This is a genomic window from Streptomyces sp. NPDC043680 (genome assembly GCF_056436685.1).
In genome coordinates, this window is the sequence record NZ_JBWKCE010000003.1 from 196,605 (window position 1) to 216,074 (window position 19,470).

The 19,470-nt window shown below is 69.1% G+C and carries 16 protein-coding genes; 8 read left to right on the plus strand and 8 right to left on the minus strand.

Annotation, left to right across the window (positions count from 1 at the left end; genetic code table 11):
- Positions 1-9 precede the first annotated feature (9 nt).
- The gene (dnaB, locus tag AC0666_RS07445; protein WP_468966133.1) at positions 10-1,485 is read right to left on the minus strand and encodes a replicative DNA helicase; all 1,476 of its coding nucleotides are present in this window, start codon (positions 1,483-1,485) and stop codon (positions 10-12) included.
- A gap of 433 nt (positions 1,486-1,918) precedes the next feature.
- On the opposite strand from dnaB, the gene AC0666_RS07450 reads away from it, so the two are divergent.
- Positions 1,919-3,256, plus strand: a complete 1,338-nt coding sequence (locus tag AC0666_RS07450) for an MATE family efflux transporter (RefSeq protein ID WP_478707254.1) — start codon at positions 1,919-1,921, stop codon at positions 3,254-3,256.
- 81 nt (positions 3,257-3,337) lie between these two features.
- Here the strand turns inward: AC0666_RS07450 and rplI are convergent, their stop codons facing one another.
- The 4 genes from rplI to rpsF all read right to left on the minus strand — a co-directional run bounded on the left by rplI (position 3,338) and on the right by rpsF (position 5,033).
- A complete protein-coding gene (rplI, locus tag AC0666_RS07455; protein WP_030292603.1) occupies positions 3,338-3,784 on the minus strand; it encodes a 50S ribosomal protein L9 in 447 nt (148 codons plus the stop codon).
- 18 nt (positions 3,785-3,802) lie between these two features.
- Positions 3,803-4,039 carry a 30S ribosomal protein S18 gene (gene rpsR / locus AC0666_RS07460; RefSeq protein WP_005315025.1) on the minus strand — a complete coding sequence of 79 codons (237 nt, stop codon included), beginning with the start codon at positions 4,037-4,039 and terminating at the stop codon, positions 3,803-3,805.
- 43 nt (positions 4,040-4,082) lie between these two features.
- A complete protein-coding gene (locus AC0666_RS07465; RefSeq protein WP_356845625.1) occupies positions 4,083-4,670 on the minus strand; it encodes a single-stranded DNA-binding protein in 588 nt (195 codons plus the stop codon).
- A 72-nt stretch (positions 4,671-4,742) separates the two neighbouring features.
- Positions 4,743-5,033: a 30S ribosomal protein S6 gene (gene rpsF / locus AC0666_RS07470; protein ID WP_004950685.1), complete on the minus strand. Its 291-nt coding sequence runs from the start codon at positions 5,031-5,033 to the stop codon at positions 4,743-4,745.
- Positions 5,034-5,284: 251 nt separating this feature from the next.
- Here rpsF and AC0666_RS07475 point away from each other — a divergent pair, with 251 nt between their 5' ends.
- The 3 genes from AC0666_RS07475 (at position 5,285) to AC0666_RS07485 (ending at position 7,959) form a co-directional block, all read left to right on the plus strand.
- On the plus strand, positions 5,285-5,608 hold the full coding sequence (locus AC0666_RS07475) for a hypothetical protein (protein ID WP_468966127.1): 324 nt from the start codon (positions 5,285-5,287) through the stop codon (positions 5,606-5,608).
- A gap of 132 nt (positions 5,609-5,740) precedes the next feature.
- The gene (locus tag AC0666_RS07480; protein ID WP_361724400.1) at positions 5,741-6,859 is read left to right on the plus strand and encodes a lipid II:glycine glycyltransferase FemX; all 1,119 of its coding nucleotides are present in this window, start codon (positions 5,741-5,743) and stop codon (positions 6,857-6,859) included.
- Positions 6,860-6,927: 68 nt separating this feature from the next.
- Positions 6,928-7,959, plus strand: coding sequence for an alanine racemase (locus AC0666_RS07485; RefSeq protein ID WP_361724403.1), 1,032 nt, complete (start codon positions 6,928-6,930; stop codon positions 7,957-7,959).
- A 28-nt stretch (positions 7,960-7,987) separates the two neighbouring features.
- On the opposite strand, the gene AC0666_RS07490 is transcribed toward AC0666_RS07485, so the two are convergent.
- The gene (locus AC0666_RS07490; protein ID WP_478707255.1) at positions 7,988-9,448 is read right to left on the minus strand and encodes a glycosyltransferase family 87 protein; all 1,461 of its coding nucleotides are present in this window, start codon (positions 9,446-9,448) and stop codon (positions 7,988-7,990) included.
- Between the two features lie 81 nt (positions 9,449-9,529).
- Entirely contained in the window at positions 9,530-12,103 is a 2,574-nt protein-coding gene (locus AC0666_RS07495; protein ID WP_468966119.1) for a transglycosylase domain-containing protein, read from the minus strand.
- 274 nt (positions 12,104-12,377) lie between these two features.
- On the opposite strand from AC0666_RS07495, the gene AC0666_RS07500 reads away from it, so the two are divergent.
- From AC0666_RS07500 to AC0666_RS07510, 3 genes are all read left to right on the plus strand, one after another.
- Entirely contained in the window at positions 12,378-12,980 is a 603-nt protein-coding gene (locus tag AC0666_RS07500; protein ID WP_356845631.1) for a PadR family transcriptional regulator, read from the plus strand.
- Positions 12,981-13,029: 49 nt separating this feature from the next.
- Complete coding sequence (locus tag AC0666_RS07505) at positions 13,030-14,112, plus strand: inositol-3-phosphate synthase (RefSeq protein WP_468583246.1); 1,083 nt, start codon at positions 13,030-13,032, stop codon at positions 14,110-14,112.
- An 86-nt stretch (positions 14,113-14,198) separates the two neighbouring features.
- Positions 14,199-15,491, plus strand: coding sequence for an MFS transporter (locus AC0666_RS07510; protein WP_468966114.1), 1,293 nt, complete (start codon positions 14,199-14,201; stop codon positions 15,489-15,491).
- Positions 15,492-15,535: 44 nt separating this feature from the next.
- Here AC0666_RS07510 and AC0666_RS07515 read toward each other — a convergent pair whose 3' ends face one another.
- Complete coding sequence (locus AC0666_RS07515; RefSeq protein WP_468583244.1) at positions 15,536-17,002, minus strand: CCA tRNA nucleotidyltransferase; 1,467 nt, start codon at positions 17,000-17,002, stop codon at positions 15,536-15,538.
- Between the two features lie 185 nt (positions 17,003-17,187).
- Between AC0666_RS07515 and AC0666_RS07520 the strand changes: the two genes are divergently transcribed.
- Positions 17,188-19,452, plus strand: a complete 2,265-nt coding sequence (locus AC0666_RS07520) for a DUF6049 family protein (RefSeq protein WP_478707256.1) — start codon at positions 17,188-17,190, stop codon at positions 19,450-19,452.
- Positions 19,453-19,470: the final 18 nt, after the last annotated feature.

Genomic DNA, 19,470 nt, shown 5'->3' on the forward strand with positions numbered 1-19,470 from the left:
GCCCGGATGTTACGTGTTGGCCATGTCCACGAACCTCGAATAATGGCCCTGGAAGGCGACCGTGATCGTCGCCGTCGGGCCGTTGCGGTGCTTCGCCACGATCAGGTCGGCCTCGCCCGCGCGGGGCGACTCCTTCTCGTACGCGTCCTCACGGTGCAGCAGGATCACCATGTCGGCGTCCTGCTCGATCGAGCCCGACTCGCGCAGGTCGGAGACCATCGGCTTCTTGTCGGTGCGCTGCTCGGGGCCACGGTTCAGCTGGGACAGCGCGATCACGGGGACCTCAAGCTCCTTGGCCAGCAGCTTGAGGTTTCGGGACATGTCCGAGACCTCTTGCTGGCGGCTCTCGGGACGGCGCGAACCACCCGACTGCATCAGCTGGAGGTAGTCGATGACGACGAGCGAGAGGTCGTTGCGCTGCTTGAGGCGCCGGCACTTGGCCCGGATCTCCATCATCGACAGGTTGGGCGAGTCGTCGATGTAGAGAGGGGCAGCGGAGACGTCCGGCATCCGGCGGGCCAGCCGGGTCCAGTCGTCGTCCGTCATCGTCCCCGAACGCATGTGGTGGAGCGCCACCCGCGCCTCGGCGGACAGCAGGCGCATCGCGATCTCGTTGCGCCCCATTTCGAGCGAGAAGATCACGCTCGGCAGGTTGCTCTTGATGGAGCAGGCCCGCGCGAAGTCCAGGGCGAGCGTCGACTTGCCCATGGCAGGACGGGCGGCAATGACGATCATCTGGCCCGGGTGCAGGCCGTTGGTCAGCGAATCGAGGTCCGTGAAACCGGTCGGGACACCGGACATCTGGCCGCTGCGGGAGCCGATCGCCTCGATCTCGTCGAGGGCGCCCTCCATGATGTCGCCCAGCGGCAGGTAGTCCTCGGAGGTCCGCTGCTCGGTGACGGCGTAGATCTCGGCTTGGGCGCTGTTGACGATCTCGTCGACGTCGCCGTCCGCCGCGTATCCCATCTGCGTGATCTTCGTACCGGCGGCGACGAGGCGACGCAGGACGGCCCGCTCATGGACGATCTCCGCGTAGTACTCGGCGTTCGCCGCGGTCGGTACCGACTGGACCAGGGTGTGCAGGTAGGAGGCTCCGCCGACCTTGCTGATCTCGCCGCGCCTGGTGAGCTCGGCGCCCACCGTGATCGGGTCGGCCGGCTCGCCCTTGGCGTAGAGGTCGAGGATGGCCTGGTAGATCGTTTCGTGCGAGGGCCGGTAGAAGTCGTGGCCCTTGATCACCTCGACCACGTCGGCGATCGCGTCCTTGGACAGCAGCATGCCGCCGAGCACGGACTGCTCCGCGTCGAGGTCCTGCGGCGGAACGCGCTCGAACCCGCCGCCGTCCCAGGAGCCGCCCTCGCGACCCCGCTCGTGCTGCTCATCCCTGCGGTCCCGGGCCTCGCTACCGCGGCGGGAACGGGCGGGCAGACGGTCACCCGGACCGCTGTCGGCCCAGGGGTCGTCCAAGGGCTCGGGCATGCTCACCGCGCCGCCTCCTCCCGTCCGCAACGCGGACCTTGCCGTGCGACAGTTTCTACGACACGGCTCTGACATTCGGGACGCCCGGATCGGCTGTGGGCGAGCCGGGCAACGCACAACGGTAGGCCCGGGAGCGACGTCAGCCAATCTTGTTATCCACAGGCTGTGTGGATGAGATGTGGATGACGGAGCGAATGCTGTGGGTAAGTCCCCGGAAGCTGTGCACGGACCGGGGGACGACGCTGTGGACAAAATCACCCGGCGACCCCCTGCACCCCTCTGACCTGCCGTTTCCCTCTCCACGCCCTGTGGGTCGAAATTTTCTTGGCGCCAGGTCCGAGTTCGCCTCCAATGGGGTGCCCAGAACGTCGCAGCGGGTGTCCGAGTAAGGACTCTTCCTGCCTTGTGTCTATTACCTGTGGAAGATTAGATTGGACTCATGACCCAAGCCCTCGTCCCGCCGGAGGCTGCCCCGAGACGGCACGACCGGGAGATACTCACGCTCGCCGTCCCCGCCTTCGGCGCGCTCGTCGCGGAGCCCCTGTTCGTCATGGCCGACAGCGCCATCGTGGGGCACCTCGGCACACCCCAACTGGCCGGCCTCGGCATCGCTGCGGCTCTGCTCACCACCGCCGTGAGCGTCTTCGTCTTCCTCGCCTACGCCACCACTGCGGCCGTGTCCCGCAGGGTCGGAGCCGGCGATCTGCAGGCTGCCATCCGCCAGGGCATGGACGGCATCTGGCTCGCCCTCCTGCTCGGTACAGCCGTCGTCGCCACGGTCGTGCCCATGGCGCCCGAACTCGTCGCACTCTTCGGAGCCTCCGACACTGTCGCCCCCTACGCAGTCACCTATCTGCGGATCTCGGCCCTCGGCATCCCGGCCATGCTCATGGTCCTCGCCGCCACCGGCGTCATACGCGGCCTCCAGGACACCCGGACCCCGCTCTATGTCGCCGTGGGCGGCTTCGCGCTCAACGCGGGCCTCAACGCCGGCCTCGTCTACGGAGCCGGCCTGGGCATCGCCGGCTCGGCCTGGGGCACGGTCATCGCCCAGTGCGCCATGGCAGCCGTCTACCTCGCCGTGGTCGTCCGAGGTGCCCGCAGGCACGGGGCATCCCTGCGGCCCGACGTGTCAGGCATACGGGCCTGCGCCCAGGCCGGAGTACCCCTGCTCGTCCGCACCCTGTCCCTGCGCGCCGTTCTGATGCTCGCGACCGCGGTCGCGGCCCGCCTCGGCGACGCGGACATCGCCGCCCACCAGATCCTGCTCTCGCTCTGGAGCCTGCTGGCCTTCGCCCTGGACGCGATCGCCATCGCCGGGCAGGCCATCATCGGCCGCTACCTCGGCGCCGGTGACACCGTGGGCGCCAGGGCCGTCTGCCGCCGCATGGTGCAGTGGGGAATCGTCTGCGGCGTCTTGCTGGGCGCCCTGGTGGTCGCCGCGCGTCCCCTGTTCATCCCGCTCTTCACGAGCGACCAAACGGTCGTGGACGCCCTGCTGCCCGCTCTGCTCGTCGTGGCCGTCGCCCAGCCGGTCGCCGGGGTCGTGTTCGTGCTCGACGGGGTCCTGATGGGCGCGGGCGACGGCCGCTACCTGGCGTGGGCCATGCTCATCACCCTCGCGGTCTTCACCCCGGCCGCTCTGCTCGTCCCCGTCGTGGGGGGCGGTCTGACCGCCCTGTGGTGGGCCATGACGGCGATGATGCTGGTCCGGATGGCCACCCTCCAGCTCCGCGCCCGCTCGGGCCGGTGGCTGGTCGCGGGGGCGACCCGCTGAGCGCGAAGCGTTGTTTCACGTGAAACAACGAGAACGACGAAGGGCCGCACCCCACAGGGTGCGGCCCTTCATGCGCAGCACTTAGGCGGCGACAACCTCGACGCCCACGTTCGCGGCGACCTCGGCGTGCAGACGCACGGAGACCTGGTACGAACCGAGGGTCTTGATCGGGGCAGCCAGCTCGACGCGGCGCTTGTCAACCTTCGGACCACCGGAAGCCTCGATCGCCGTGGCGATGTCGGCCGGGGTCACGGAGCCGAAGAGACGGCCGGCGTCACCCGAGCGGGTGGCCAGACGGACCTTCGTGCCCTCAAGCTTGGCCTTGACCTCGTTGGCCTGCTCGATGGTCGCGATCTCGTGGATCTTGCGGGCGCGGCGGATCTGCGCCACGTCCTTCTCGCCACCCTTGGTCCAGCGGATCGCAAAACCGCGCGGGACCAGGTAGTTGCGAGCGTAACCGTCCTTGACGTCGACGACATCGCCGGCGGCACCGAGGCCAGAGACCTCGTGGGTCAGGATGATCTTCATTAGTCGGTCACCCTTTCCTTATCGCGCGGTGGACGTGTAGGGCAGCAGCGCCATCTCACGGCTGTTCTTCACGGCCGTGGCGACGTCACGCTGGTGCTGCGTGCAGTTGCCGGTGACGCGGCGGGCACGGATCTTGCCGCGGTCGGAAATGAACTTCCGCAGCATGTTCGTGTCCTTGTAGTCCACGTACGCGGTCTTGTCCTTGCAGAACGCGCAGACCTTCTTCTTAGGCTTGCGCACAGGCGGCTTCGCCATTGTGTCTCTCCTGTGTGATCAAGAAGTTTGGATGCGGGCTTCCCTAGAAGGGAGGCTCGTCCGAGTAGCCACCGCCGGAACCGCCGGAGCTTCCGCCCCAGCCGCCCCCGCCGCCCTGCTGCTGGCCGCCGGCCGGCGCGCTGGACGCCCACGGGTCGTCGGAGGGAGCTCCGCCGCCCTGGGGTGCGCCGCCGCTGGGGGCTCCGCCCCAGCCACCGCCGCCGCCCTGCTGCTGGCCGCCGCCGTACCCGCCCTGGCCGCCGCGACCGGTGGTCTTGGCGACCTTGGCCGTGGCGTTCTTCAGGCTGGGGCCGACTTCCTCGACGTCCAGCTCGTAGACCGTGCGCTTGACACCCTCACGGTCCTCGTACGACCGCTGCCTCAGCCGGCCCTGCACGATGACGCGCATGCCCCGCTGGAGGGACTCGGCGACGTTCTCGGCCGCCTGCCGCCACACCGAGCAGGTCAGGAACAGGCTCTCGCCGTCCTTCCACTCATTGGTCTGACGGTCGAAGGTGCGGGGGGTGGACGCGACACGGAACTTCGCGACCGCCGCACCCGAGGGGGTGAAGCGCAGCTCGGGGTCGTCGACGAGATTGCCGACGACCGTGATGACGGTCTCGCCTGCCATGGGTGAACCTCTCGGCGGGGATTGCTGCTGGGCTGCTGTGCTACTCGGTCCCGATTACCGCTGAACCGGAGTTCAGTGGGTCTCGGGGCGAAGGACCTTGGTCCGGAGAACCGACTCGTTCAGGTTCATCTGTCGGTCAAGCTCCTTGACGACCGCAGGCTCGGCCTGAAGGTCGATGACCGAGTAGATGCCCTCGGGCTTCTTCTTGATCTCGTAAGCGAGACGACGACGGCCCCAGGTGTCGACCTTCTCGACCTTTCCGTTGCCCTCACGGACGACGGAGAGGAAGTTCTCGATCAGCGGGGAGACAGCGCGCTCCTCAAGATCGGGGTCGAGGATGACCATCACTTCGTAGTGACGCATGTGGAACCCACCTCCTTTGGACTCAGCGGCCACGGTCGTTCCGTGGCAGGAGGGTCGTGATGCGTACGCACGGTGCCCACAGAGCAGACACCGCGCAGACCGTACAGACTACCTGCTCGACTCCTTCCGGTTGAAATCCGGCAGGAGGAGGCCACACTCTGTATGCATCGGGTGTGCGCGGTGCTATGTCCCCGGCTCGGCCGCGGGTGTCCACCGCAGCACCGCTCTGCTCAGCCAGGAGGTGCCTTCCGATGGCACAGGCAATGCGTCGCCAGCCCTCGTCCCAGCCGATCTCCCTCTTCTCGACCGACGGCAAGCCCCACCCCCTGCAGGACACCCTGCTGGCGGTCACTCTGGTCCTCGGTGCCGTGGCGTTCATCACGGCGTTCTTCCACAACCTTCATCTGCTCAGCTCGTGGACCGGGCTGATCGGAATCCTGACCGGCGCGTACGGACAGTTCGTCTCCGCCACGACACGCGAGCGCTTCGCACTGATCATCGGCCTTGGCGCCTCGGCCTTCGGCTTCTTCCTCGGTATGGCGCACGGCGGCCTCTTCGGAGGCTGGCTGGGCTGACCGGCGGCTCCTCCGCGACAGGGCGCCGGCCCGCCACGGGGTCGGGGCACGCCCGTCCCCCAGAAGGGTGGCGCCCTTGTCGCAGTAGGCTTCGCGCCATAGCCAGCGAAGCCGCCGGAGGAGACGCCCCGCATGAGCCTGTCCCTGAGGACCATCAGCCGAGAGCAGCATCTGGGATACCTCCAGAGCCTGCCCTCGGCGAGCCACTGCCAGGTCCCGGCGTGGGCCGACGTGAAGAACGAGTGGCGGTCCGAGAACCTCGGTTGGTTCGACCAGAACGATGAACTCGTCGGCGCCGCCCTGGTGTTGTACCGGCAGTTGCCCAAGGTGAAGCGGTACCTCGCGTACCTCCCCGAGGGACCGGTCATCAACTGGTACGCCCCGAACCTGGAGGAGTGGCTCCAGCCGATGCTGGCGCACCTCAAGCGGCAGGGCGCGTTCACGGTGAAGATGGGCCCGCCCGTCGTCATCCGCCGCTGGAACGCCGCTGCCATCAAGGCCGGCATCCAGGACCCCGAGGTCAAGCGCCTGCGCGACGTGGAGGCCTCGCACATCGAGCCCCGCGCCTTCGAGGTGTCCGACAAGCTGCGCCGGATGGGCTGGCAGCAGGGCGAGGACGGCGGCGCCGGCTTCGGCGACGTACAGCCCCGCTACGTCTTCCAGGTGCCGCTCGCCAACCGCTCGCTGGACGACGTCCTCAAGGGCTTCAACCAGCTGTGGCGCCGCAACATCAAGAAGGCCGAGAAGGCCGGCGTCGAGGTCGTCCAGGGCGGCTACGAGGACCTGCCGGTGTGGCAGGAGCTGTACGAGATCACGGCCGAGCGCGACAAGTTCCGCCCGCGGCCCCTGAGCTACTTCCAGCGCCAGTGGACGGCCCTCAACTCCGAGGACCCGAACCGGATGCGCCTCTACATCGCCAAGCACGAGGGGGAGCCCCTGGCCGCCGCCACGATGCTCACCGTCGGCCAGCACGTCTGGTACTCGTACGGCGCGTCCGCCAACCACAAGCGCGAGGTGCGGCCTTCGAACGCGATGCAGTGGCGGATGCTGCGCGATGCGTACGCTCTGGGTGCCGGCGTGTACGACCTGCGCGGCATCAGTGACACGCTGGACGAGAACGACCACCTGTTCGGCCTGATCCAGTTCAAGGTCGGCACGGGCGGCGAGGCCGTCGAGTACGTCGGCGAGTGGGACTTCCCGCTCAACAAGATGCTGCACAAGGCGCTCGACATCTACATGTCCCGTCGCTGACCTGCCGCCGCACCCACCACACCGCACCGCTGCACACGCAGCTTTTTCGAGAGAGGCTCCGGACGGGCATGGCGCTCACGCTCTACGTCGACACCGCGCGCTGGCGTGCGCACCAGAAGCAGGTCCAGGACCAGTTCCCCGGACTGATCCCGGTCTGCAAGGGCAACGGCTACGGCTTCGGCCACGAGCGGCTGTGCGAGGAGGCGACCCGGATGGGCGCCGACATCCTGGCCGTCGGGACGACGTACGAGGCCGCCAGCATCAAGGACTGGTTCAGCGGCGACCTGCTCGTCCTCACCCCGTTCCGGCGCGGTGAGGACCCGGTGCCGCTGCCGGACCGGGTCATCCGCTCGGTGTCCTCACTGGACGGGGTCCGTGGCCTGGTCGGCGCCCGCGTGGTCATCGAGTGCATGAGCTCGATGCGCCGCCACGGCATTTCCGAACAGGACCTGGGCCAGCTCCACTCGGCGGTCGAGGACGTCCGGCTGGAGGGCTTCGCCCTCCACCTGCCGCTGGACCGGCCGGACGGCTCGGACGCCGTCGAAGAGGTCATCGGCTGGATGGACCGGCTGCGCGCGGCCCGGCTGCCGCTGCACACCATGTTCGTCAGCCACCTGCGGGCCGAGGAGCTGGCGCGACTGCAGCAGCAGTTCCCGCAGACCCGCTTCCGCGCCCGGATCGGCACCCGGCTGTGGCTGGGCGACCACGAGGCGACCGAATACCGCGGCGCCGTCCTGGACGTCACGCGCGTCACCAAGGGCGATCGGTTCGGCTACCGCCAGCAGAAGGCGGCTTCGGACGGCTGGCTGGTCGTGGTCGCGGGCGGCACCTCGCACGGTGTGGGCCTGGAGGCACCGAAGGCCCTGCACGGGGTGATGCCCCGCGCCAAGGGTGTCGCCCGGGCGGGGCTGGCCACCGTCAACCGGAACCTGTCGCCGTTCGTGTGGGCGGGCAAGCAGCGCTGGTTCGCGGAACCGCCGCACATGCAGGTCTCGATCCTGTTCGTGCCCTCGGACGCGCCGGAGCCGAAGGTCGGCGACGAGCTGGTGGCGCACCTGCGGCACACCACCACCCAGTTCGACCGGGTGCTGGACGCCTGATCCGCCCGGGACGGGCGCGAGGCGCCGGTCAGTCCCGGGGGGCCGTCCCCCACTCGACCCGCTGTCCCTGCGAGGGCGCCGCATCCTGCGGCGCCCTCGCGGCGTCGGACAGCACGAAGACGTCCTCGGCACCGTCGAGCACGCCTCCGGAAGGGTCGTCCGAGCCGTCCCGGCGTACGACGTCCCGGTCGGGCAGCAGGATGTCGCGTACGACGACCGCGCACAGGTAGAGGGTCGTCAGCAGGTGGGCGGCGATGGCCAGCTGGTAGCCCTCCACCGGCAGGCCCTGGTGCTTGTCCCCGCTGGTCGTGTAGGCGAGGTACAGCCAGATCCCGAGGAAGTACACGACCTCGCCGGCCTGCCAGATCAGGAAGTCCCGCCAGCGGGGCCGGGCGAGCGCCGCGAGCGGGATGAGCCACAGCACGTACTGCGGCGAGTAGACCTTGTTGGCCAGGATGAAGACGGCCACGACCAGGAAGGCCAGCTGCGCGAAGCGCGGGCGCCGCGGGGCGGTCAGCGTGAGCACGCCGATGCCCGCGCACAGCAGCAGGGTCAGGCCCGTCGCATAGGTGTTGGCGTCCTCCAGGGGGTTACCGGAGCGCTGGGAGATCAGCAGCCATACGGATCCGAAGTCGATCGGGCGTTCCTGGCTGAAGGTGTAGAACTTCTTCCAGCCGTCCCAGGCGGGGATCATGACGGGCAGGTTCACCACGAGCCAGGACAGGGCCGCCCCGAGCACGGCGGAGCCGAACGCCCTCCACTTCCCGGCCCGCCAGCAGAGCACGAAAACCGCCCCGAGCAGCAGGACCGGATAGAGCTTGGCCGCGGTGGCCAGGCCGATCAGAATGCCGAAGAGCAGCGTGCGGCCGCGCGACCACATGAGCATCGCGGCGGCGGTCAGGGCGATCGCCAGGAGGTCCCAGTTGATCGTCGCGGTGAGCGCGAAGGCCGGAGCGAGGGCGAGGAGCAGCGCGTCCCAGGGCCGGCGGCGGTGGGTGCGGGCCACGCACACGGCGATCACCGCGGCGCAGGCCATCAGCATGCCCGCGTTGACCATCCAGTACATCTGCTCGCGGTGCTGCATGCTGCCGCCGCCGGGGGTCAGCCAGGCGGCCACCTGCATGAAGAGCCCGGTCAGCACCGGGTATTCGAGGTACTCCATGTCGCCGGGCAGCCGGTCGAAGTAGGGGGTGAGACCGTCGGCGAAACCGCGCGCGACGAACAGGTGCGGGATGTCGGAGTAGCAGGCGTGCGTGTACTGCGAGCCGGCTCCGCGGAACCACGCCCAGTCGTAGCAGGGCAGCTTCTGGACCATGCCCAGCGCGAACATGCCCAGGGCCACGAGGACCACCACACGGACAGGGTTCAGCCAGTGTCCGCCCGTCCGGGCGTAGCGGCCCAGCGGGCCGCCGATGAGCTCGCTCCCGGCCGCGGCGACCTCGTCCTGCTGGGTGGGCAGTACGGGCCGGTCCTCGTGCACCTTCGTCATGGGCTCATCCTGCCGTACCGGGCCGGGCATGGGGGAGGGCCGCCGCAACGGGTGCGACGGCCCTCGTCGGAGCGTGTCGGGCTAGCCCGATGTGCCGAGGCTGCTGCCCCAGCCGGTGCCGCCCGGGCGGCCGGGTTTGCCCGAGCCGGTCGGTGACGGCGAACCCGTACCCCCGCCCGTGGGGGTGCCGGTGGGATCCGGCACGCAGTACAGGTCCCACGGCTTGCAGGACGGCTTGCCGCCCTTGGACGGGGTCGGGCTGGGAGACGGGGACGGGCTCATCGAGGGCGACGGGGACGCCGAGGGCGAGACCACGGCGGAGGGGGTGGGGGAGGGAGCCCCGGAGGCGTCCGCGGTGACGCCGATGGGGTCCGCCTCGGGGAAGTCGGTGACCGGGGTGTCCTTGAGCGCGTCCTTCATGTACATGGTCCAGATCGCGGCCGGGATGTCGCCACCGTGGATGGAGTCGATGCCGCCCACGCCGTTCATGGAGATCAGCTTCTTGTCCGCCGAGTTCGGGTCGGTGCGGAACAGGGTGACCGAGGTGGACAGCTCCGGGGTGTAGCCGACGAACCAGGCCGACTTGTTCAGGTCGGTGGTGCCGGTCTTTCCGGCGGCGGGACGGTTGAGGCCGAGCTTCTTGACCTTGGTTCCGGTGCCGTTCTCGACGACGTTGCGCAGGACCTTGGTGATGTTGTCGGCGATGGAGCTGTTCATCGCCCGCTCTTCCTTGGGGGGCTCGAAGCCGGCCAGGGCGTTGCCGTCCTTCTCGACCTTGGTCACCGAGAAGGGCTCGTGGTGGGTGCCGGAGGCGGCGAAGGTGGCGTACGAGTCGGCCATGCGGATGGCGCTCGGCGTCGAGGTGCCCAGCGCGAACGAGGCGTTGTTGTTGGGGTCCATCGAGTCCTTGAGGATGCCCGTGGACTCGGCCACCTGCCGGACCTTGCTGTGGCCGACGTCGAAGACGAGCTGCGCGAACGGCACGTTGATGGACTTCTCCATCGCCTCGTTGAGGGTCACGTACCCGTAGGCGGTGGTGCTCTCGTTCTTCTGCCGGAACGGCTTGCCGTCGGAGCCCAGCAGCGGCTTGCCGTCGCGGTTGTTGATCACTGTCAGGTCGTTGGCGTTGTACTTGCTGTCGGCCGAGATGCCCTTGCCCCGGGAGTTCTGGGTGCCGTACTCCATGGCCGCCGCCAGCACGTACGGCTTCCAGGTCGAGCCGACGGGGACACCGGTGGTGTTGGCGTTGTTGCTGAAGTACTTCTTGTCCATGCCCGGGCCGCCGTACAGGGCCACGATCGCCCCGCTCTTGACGTCCACCGAGGCGGCGCCGAACTGGACGAAGGTGTCGTACTCGGGGCGCTTCTTCTCGTCGAGGAAGTCGTTGCGGGTCTCCTCGACGGCCTTGGACAGGGCGTCCACCTTCGACTTCTGGAAGGTGGTGTGGATCTGGTAGCCACCCCGCGCCATCTGCTCGGGGGTGAGGTGGGCGACCTTCATCACGTACTGCTTGGCCGTCTCGACCAGGTAGCCGGTCTGGCCGGCGAGGCTGCGGGCCTGCTCGGAGTCGACGCGGGCCGGGAAGTCCTTGTACTTGTCCCGCTCGGACTTCTCCATCCGGCCCACCGCGACCTCGCGGTCCAGGACCCAGGCCCAGCGCAGCCGCGCCCGCTTCTCGTTCTGCTCGGGAGTGGCCGCCGTGCCGATGCCGCCGTCGGGGTTGTAGAGGTTCGGGCCCTTGAGGACGGAGGCGAGGAAGGCGCTTTCGGACGGGTTGAGGTCCTTGCAGTCCTTGCCGAAGTAGGCCCGGGCCGCCGCCTGGATGCCGTAGGCGTCGCGACCGTAGTAGGCGGTGTTGAGGTAGCCCGCGAGGATCGTGTCCTTCTCCTCGTACACACCCAGCTTTATCGAGATGAAGAGCTCGGTGACCTTCCGCTTGAGCGTTTGGTCGGAGTCCAGGTACGTGTTCTTCACGTACTGCTGGGTGATGGTGGAGCCGCCCTGGGTGGAGCCGCCCTTGGCCATGTTCCACACGGCGCGGGCGATGCCCATCGGGTCGACGCCCTTGTCCGTCTCGAAGGACTCGTTCTCGGCGGCGATCACGGCGTTGCGCATCGACTTGGGGATCTGGTCGATGGGAACGATCTGGCGGTTCATGGAACCGCCGGTGGCGACCATCTGCGCTCCCGGCTGGCCGCCCTCGTCCGCCCAGTAGAAGACGTTGTTCTGCGCCTGGGCCGCCAGGTTGGGGTCGGGCGTGTTCACGGCGGCGATACCGATGCCTGCGCCGGCCGTGATGATCGCGAAGAAGCCCAGGGCCGTGCCGCCGACGAGCTTCCAGGAAGGCAGGAAGCGCTTCCAGCCCTCCTTGTCGGAGCGCGGGTAGTTGATGAACCGGTTGTCCGGGCGGCCGGTTCCGCCTCTGCCATCCGGACCCGTGCCGCGTCCGCGGCCTGCGGGTCCTCGTTGGGCGGCCCGGCGGGCCTCGGCGCGACTGCCGTGGCCGGGCCGCGCTGCGTAGGGTCCGCTGGGTGACGCGGTCGGGACGTCCCGTGCGGGCCCGGCGCCCCGGCCGGGGCGCTGCTGGGCGGCCCGGCGGGCCGCGGCGCGTCCGCCACCTTCGGGCTGCGGCGGTTTGCGGCGGTGCTCGCTCATCGAACGACTACTCCTCGGGCAGGCGAGTGGCCTGGAAGCGGCAGGTGAGTTCCGGTTCCCCCCGTTGTCATGGCGCACAGACTACGCACGCCCAAAACCCGAACAGTGCCGAAGTTCACCCCAAATCAGGCAAGTCGCCTCGTACGAATTGGTGATGTGACGCCGGTCACCAGATCGCCACTTGTCGCCGGAGACGGGTCGTTCTATCGTCTGGATGTATCGAGCCGATACATCAGCTCGGTATAAAGACTCAGGGGCGAAGGAGGGCAGGCGGATGAGCAGGCGCTCAGGCATCCTCGAATTCGCCGTCCTCGGCCTGCTTCGCGAATCCCCCATGCACGGCTACGAGCTGCGCAAGCGGCTCAACACCTCACTGGGGGTGTTCCGGGCGTTCAGCTACGGAACGCTCTACCCCTGCCTCAAGACGTTGGTCGCCAACGGCTGGTTGATCGAAGAGCCGGGCAACGCCCCGGAAGACGCTCTCGCCGCTTCACTCGCAGGGCGCCGCGCCAAGATCGTCTACCGGTTGACGGCAGCAGGTAAGGAGCACTTCGAGGAGCTCCTGTCCCACACCGGCCCCGAAACCTGGGAGGACGAGTCCTTCGCCGCCCGCTTCGCCTTCTTCGGTCAGACCGAGCGAGAGGTGCGCATGCGGGTTCTGGAGGGCCGCCGCAGCCGGCTGGAGGAGCGCCTGGAGAAGATGCGCGCCTCGCTCGCCCGGACGCGGGAGCGCCTCGACGACTACACGCTTGAGCTGCAGCGGCACGGCATGGAGTCCGTGGAGCGCGAAGTGCGCTGGCTGAACGAGCTCATCGAGAGCGAGCGGGCGGGACGGGATCGGAGACGATCCGGTCCGCCCGACGAAACTGCAAAGTGAGGCCTGCATCTCGCAGGCCTCGTCCGAGAACAAACAGGGAGCAACCGGAATGGGTTCGGTTCGCGTAGCCATCGTCGGCGTGGGCAACTGCGCCGCCTCGCTGGTGCAGGGCGTCGAGTACTACAAGGACGCCGACCCGGCGGCCAAGGTCCCCGGTCTGATGCACGTCCAGTTCGGCGACTACCACGTGGGTGACGTCGAGTTCGTCGCCGCGTTCGACGTCGACGCGAAGAAGGTCGGCCTCGACCTCTCGGACGCCATCGGCGCCAGCGAGAACAACACCATCAAGATCTGCGACGTCCCGAACAAGGGCGTGACCGTGCAGCGCGGCCACACCCTGGACGGCCTGGGCAAGTACTACCGCATGACGATCGAGGAGTCCTCCGAGGCCCCGGTCGACGTGGTCCAGGTCCTCAAGGACCGCGAGGTCGACGTTCTCGTCTGCTACCTGCCCGTCGGCTCCGAGGACGCGGCGAAGTTCTACGCCCAGTGCGCCATCGACGCCAAGGTCGCCTTCGTCAACGCCCTCCCGGTCTTCATCGCCGGCACCAAGGAGTGGGCCGACAAGTTCACCGAGGCCGGTGTCCCGATCGTCGGCGACGACATCAAGTCGCAGGTCGGCGCCACCATCACGCACCGCGTGATGGCGAAGCTGTTCGAGGACCGCGGTGTCCGTCTTGAGCGCACCATGCAGCTCAACGTCGGCGGCAACATGGACTTCAAGAACATGCTGGAGCGCGACCGCCTGGAGTCGAAGAAGATCTCCAAGACGCAGGCCGTCACCTCGCAGATCCCCGACCGTGAGCTCGGCGAGAAGAACGTCCACATCGGCCCGTCCGACTACGTGGCGTGGCTCGACGACCGCAAGTGGGCCTACGTCCGCCTTGAGGGCCGTGCCTTCGGCGACGTCCCGCTGAACCTTGAGTACAAGCTTGAGGTGTGGGACTCCCCGAACTCGGCCGGTGTCATCATCGACGCCCTGCGCGCCGCGAAGATCGCCAAGGACCGCGGCATCGGCGGCCCGATCCTGTCGGCCTCCAGCTACTTCATGAAGTCCCCGCCGGTGCAGTACTTCGACGACGAGGCGCTGGCCAACGTCGAGAAGTTCATCAGGGGCGAGGTCGAGCGCTAAGCGCCACCTGGTCTTCGACTGTTCTTCCGCGGAGGGTCCCCGGGCAATATGCCCGGGGACCCTCCGCGTGTGTGACCCTTGCCCTCATGCCTGTCGTACGTGATCTGCGCGTACTCCTGCGCCTGAGGGATTTCCGCAACCTGCTCGCCGTACGGCTGCTCTCCCAGGCCGCCGACGGCGTCTACCAGGTGGCGCTCGCCACCTATGTGGTCTTCTCCCCGGAGAAGCAGACCTCGCCCGCGGCCATCGCCTCGGCGATGGCGGTCCTGCTGCTGCCCTACTCGGCGATCGGCCCCTTCGCCGGGGTACTGCTCGACCGCTGGCGCCGCCGCCAGGTCTTGCTCTACGGCAATCTCCTGCGCGCCTTCCTCGCCTGCGTCACGGCCGTCCTGATCGTCGCGCACGTTCCCGACTGGCTCTTCTACGCCTCTGCGCTCTCCGTGACCGCGGTCAACCGCTTCGTGCTGGCCGGGCTCGCGGCCTCCCTGCCGCGCGTCGTCGCCCCCGACCAGCTCGTCACCGCGAACGCCCTGTCCCCCACCGCCGGAACCCTGGCCGCCACCGCTGGCGGGGGACTGGCCTTCCTCCTGCGGCTGCTGGCCTCCGGCTCCAACGCCCTCGTCGTCCTGCTCGGTGCCGCCTTCTACCTGTGCGCGGCCCTCGTCTCCCTCAGGCTGGCCGCCGGGCTCCTCGGGCCCGCCCACCCGCCCGGTGCGGCCCACCCGTCGGCCCTGGAAGCAGTCGCTCTCACCGTCCGGGGGATGGCCGAGGGGCTGAGACACCTGCACCGGCGGCGGGAAGCCGCCCAGGCACTCACCGCGATGACGATGATGCGGTTCTGCTACGGGGCGCTGACCGTCGCCCTGCTGATGCTCTGCCGCTACTCCTGGTCGGAGAGCGAGTCCGACGGCCTCGCCCTGCTGGGCGTCGCCGTCGGCGCCTCAGGGGCCGGCTTCTTCGCCGCCGCCGTGGTCACCCCCTGGCTGGTGGGCAGGCTGGGCACCCGGGGCTGGACCATGGCCTGCGCCGGCGGGGCCGCGGTCCTGGTTCCCGCGCTCGGCCTGTTCTTCGCACCGGGCCCGATGCTGGTCGCTGCCTTCGTCCTCGGGCTCGCCACCCAGGGAGCCAAGATCTCCACCGATACGGTCGTGCAGTTCCGTGTGGACGACGCGTACCGGGGCCGGGTCTTCTCCGTCTACGACGTGCTGGTCAACGTCGCCTTCGTAGGGGCCGCCGCCGTGGCCGCGCTGATGCTGCCCCCCGACGGGCGGTCCGTCGCGCTGATCGTGAGCGTCGCCGCGCTCTACGCCCTGACCGTGGTCCTCCTCGCCCGGCAGCGCGATGTTTCACGTGAAACGTCGCCCCGGACCGAAGGCTGAGTCAACCGTCCGCGCGAGCAGTCCCCGCGCGGACGGACCGGCCGTCAGTCCTGCGCGGCCCACCACTGCTTGAGGGCGGCGATCGCCTCGTCCTGCCCCATGGGCCCGTTCTCCAGCCGCAGGTCGAGCAGGAACGCGTAGGCCTTGCCGATCACCGGACCGGGACCGACGCCCAGGACCTGCATGATCTGGTTGCCGTCCAGGTCGGGCCGGATCGCATCCAGCTCCTCCTGCTCCTTGAGCTGCGCAATGCGCTCCTCCAGACCGTCGTAGGTACGGGAGAGGGCATTGGCCTTGCGCTTGTTCCGCGTGGTGCAGTCGGACCGGGTGAGCTTGTGCAGGCGCTCCAGCAGCGGGCCGGCGTCCCGGACGTAGCGGCGCACCGCGGAGTCGGTCCACTCCCCGTCACCGTAACCGTGGAAGCGCAGGTGCAGCTCCACCAGCCGGGAGACGTCCTTGACCATGTCGTTGGAGTACTTCAGCGCGGTCATGCGCTTCTTGGTCATCTTGGCGCCCACCACCTCGTGGTGGTGGAAGGAAACCCGGCCGTCGCTCTCGAACCGGCGCGTGCGGGGCTTGCCGATGTCGTGCAGCAGGGCGGCCAGGCGCAGCACCAGGTCGGGGCCGTCCTCCTCCAGCGCGATGGCCTGCTCAAGGACGATCAGCGAGTGCTCGTAGACGTCCTTGTGCCGGTGGTGCTCGTCGCTCTCCAGCCGCAGCGCGGGCAGCTCGGGCAGGACGTGGGCGGCGAGCCCGGTGTCCACGAGGAGCCCCAGGCCCTTGCGGGGGTGCGCGGACAGCAGCAGCTTGTTCAGCTCGCCCTGCACCCGCTCCGCCGAGACGATCTCGATCCGGTCGGACATCGCCTGCATCGCGGCCACCACCTCGGGGGCCACCTCGAAGTCGAGCTGAGCGGCGAACCGGGCCGCCCGCAGCATCCGCAGCGGGTCGTCGGAGAACGAGTCCTCCGGGGTCCCGGGGGTGCGCAGCACGCCGGCCTGGAGATCCTTCAGCCCGCCGTGCGGATCCACGAACTCCTTCTCCGGCAGGGCGACCGCCATCGCGTTCACCGTGAAGTCACGGCGGACCAGGTCCTCCTCGATCGAGTCGCCGTAGGAGACCTCCGGCTTGCGCGAGGTGCGGTCGTACGCCTCGGAGCGGTACGTGGTGATCTCGATCTGGAAGGTGCGGTCCACGTCTCCGACGCGGGCTTCTTTCTGGGCCCCGACCGTGCCGAAGGCGATGCCGACGTCCCACACCGAGTCGGCCCACGGCCGGACGATCTTCAAGACGTCCTCGGGGCGGGCATCGGTGGTGAAGTCGAGGTCGTTGCCGAGACGCTCCAGCAGCGCATCGCGGACGGACCCGCCGACCAGGGCGAGGCGGAAACCCGCCTCCTGGAAACGGCGGCCGAGCTCGTCGGCGACAGGGGCGACCCGCAGCAGTTCACTGACCGCGCGGCGCTGCACCTGACTCAGGGCACTGGGATTGTCTTCGTTGGCGTTCGGCACAACAGAAAAGGGTACGTGCCCGGCCCGGCGGGAGCTTCCCCGTTTGTGGCCACCCCGCCCTCCGGCACCCCGGAGCCGGACCCGATCATGTGGAGCAAGGCGCGGCACTCGCGCACAGCGGGTCTCGTTACCATGCGGGGACGCACAGACGACGACCACTGACACTTCGAGGGACGGGCTAGCGCGTGGCCGAGGCGGCAGACATCCAGGGGACCTCCCCCGCACCTGCCCGGCGCCGCTGGCTGCGGCGCACCATCGTCCTGCTGGCCGGGACACCTCTGCTCGCCGCTTTGGTCTACTCTCCCGCCCCCCTGGCACAGGCCGCCGAGACGTCCTCGGTCGACGTCCAGCTGACCGGCCTGAGCCCCGCTGCCCCGGTGAAGGGCGACACCCTCACCATCTCCGGCACCGTGGTCAACACCGGCCGCGAAACGATCAACGGCGCCCACGTGGGGCTGCGGGTCGGTCCTGCGCTGGGGGACCGGTCCTCCATCGACGAGGCGGCGGAGCGCAGCGGCTTCCGGGCGGGCACGGACCCGGCGGAGATCGACCAGGCCTACTCCGTGAAGATCGCCTCGCTGCCCTCGAAGGCCGGCCAGGAGTTCACCCTGCGGGTCCCGGTGGCCAAGCTGGAGCTGGACAAGGACGGCGTGTACCAGCTCGGTGTCTCCGTGTCCGGGGAGACCGAGAGCCGCCCGTACGAACAGGTCCTCGGCATCAGGCGGACCTTCCTGCCCTGGCAGCCGGAGCAGGCCGCCAAGCGGTCCCAGCTCACCTACCTGTGGCCGCTGATCTCCACCACGCATCTGACCGCGGAGACCGGCTCGGACGAGGTGCAGACCCCCGTCTTCCTCGACGACTCCCTCGCCGCCGAGCTCGGGACCGGCGGCCGCCTGGAGCGGATGGTCTCGCTCGGCAAGGAACTGCCCGTCACCTGGGTCATCGACCCGGACCTGCTCTACACGGTCGACGCGATGACCAAGGGGTACCGCTACCGGACCCCCGACGGGAGGATCGTCCAGGGCAAGAACAAGGCCGTCGCCGAGCAGTGGCTGAGCTCCCTGGAGGCGGCCGTCCAGGGCAAGAAGGTCGTCGCCCTGCCGTTCGCCGACCCGGACATCGCCTCCCTCGCCCACCAGGGCAAGGACGTGTCGGGCACCCTGGGCCAGCTCCGGCCCGCCACCGACAAGGCAAAGCAGGCCGTGGAGACCGTCCTGCACGTCACTCCGTCCACCGACTTCGCCTGGCCCCTGGACGGCGCCATCGACCCGGCGATCGTCAATGTCGCCACCTCGGCCGGCGCCCACAACGTCCTCACCCGCAGCGACAGCCTCCAGGAGACGGGCGCCCTCGGCTACACGCCCTCGGCAGCCCGCCCCATCGGCGCGGGCGCCACGGCCGTCGTCGCCGACGCCGAGCTCTCCACCGCCTTCGAGGGCGACATGCTGAACGCAGCGAGCTCCACCCTGGCCGTGCAGCAGTTCCTCGCCCACAGCCTCGCCCTGAACCTGCAGAAGACCGACAACCAGCGCAGCTTCGTCGTGACCCCGCAGCGGATGCCGTCCGCCAGCCAGGCCCAGACGATGGCGGAGGCGCTGCGGGGCCTGCAGGCCGGCCGCTGGACCCAGCCGGCCGACCTCGACGCGGCAGCCGCCGCCAAGCCCGACACCGGCGTGAACACGCAGGTGCCGGGAGCCGGGCAGTACCCCGAGGCCCTCCACAAGACGGAACTGCCGGTCTCGGCGTTCGAGAAGATCCGCACCACCCAGAACACCCTGGACCACTTCAAGGTGATCCTGACGGCGCCCGACCGCGTCGAGATCCCCTTCGGCAACACCACCAACCGGGAGATGTCGACCTCCTGGCGCGGCCGTCCCGAGGAGGCCCGGCCCTACCGGGACCAGGTGCAGGACTACCTGATCGGCCTCACCGAGAAGGTCAAGGTCGTCCCCAAGTCGGACGCCACCCTGTCCGGGCACAGCGCGACCATCCCGGTCAGCGTCCAGAACAGCCTCGTCCAGGACGTGCACGGTCTGGTCCTGCGCGTGAAGTCCGCCAACCCCACCCGCCTGATGTTCGGCGACAGCGGGCAGGCAGAGCAGGAGGTGACCGTCCAGGGCGGCCACAGCCAGACGGTAAAGTTCACCGCCAACGCCACCGCGAGCGGCCCTGTCGAGGTCACCGCGCAGCTCTTCACCAAGGACGGCGTGCCCTACGGCAAGGAACGCAAGTTCACCGTCGAGGCCACCGAGATCACCCCCACCGTGATGCTGGTCATCGCGGGCGGCGTCCTCCTCCTCGTTCTGGCGGGCATCAAGATGTACGCCAGCCGCAAGCGGATCGCGGCCCGTGCGGCCGCAGAGGAGAGCACGCAGCCGAGTGACGGGACCCCGGACACCGGACCGCAAAGCACCGGCACGTCCGGCCCGGGTGAGACAGTGGACCGTTGAGCGATGCCGTGGCCGGTC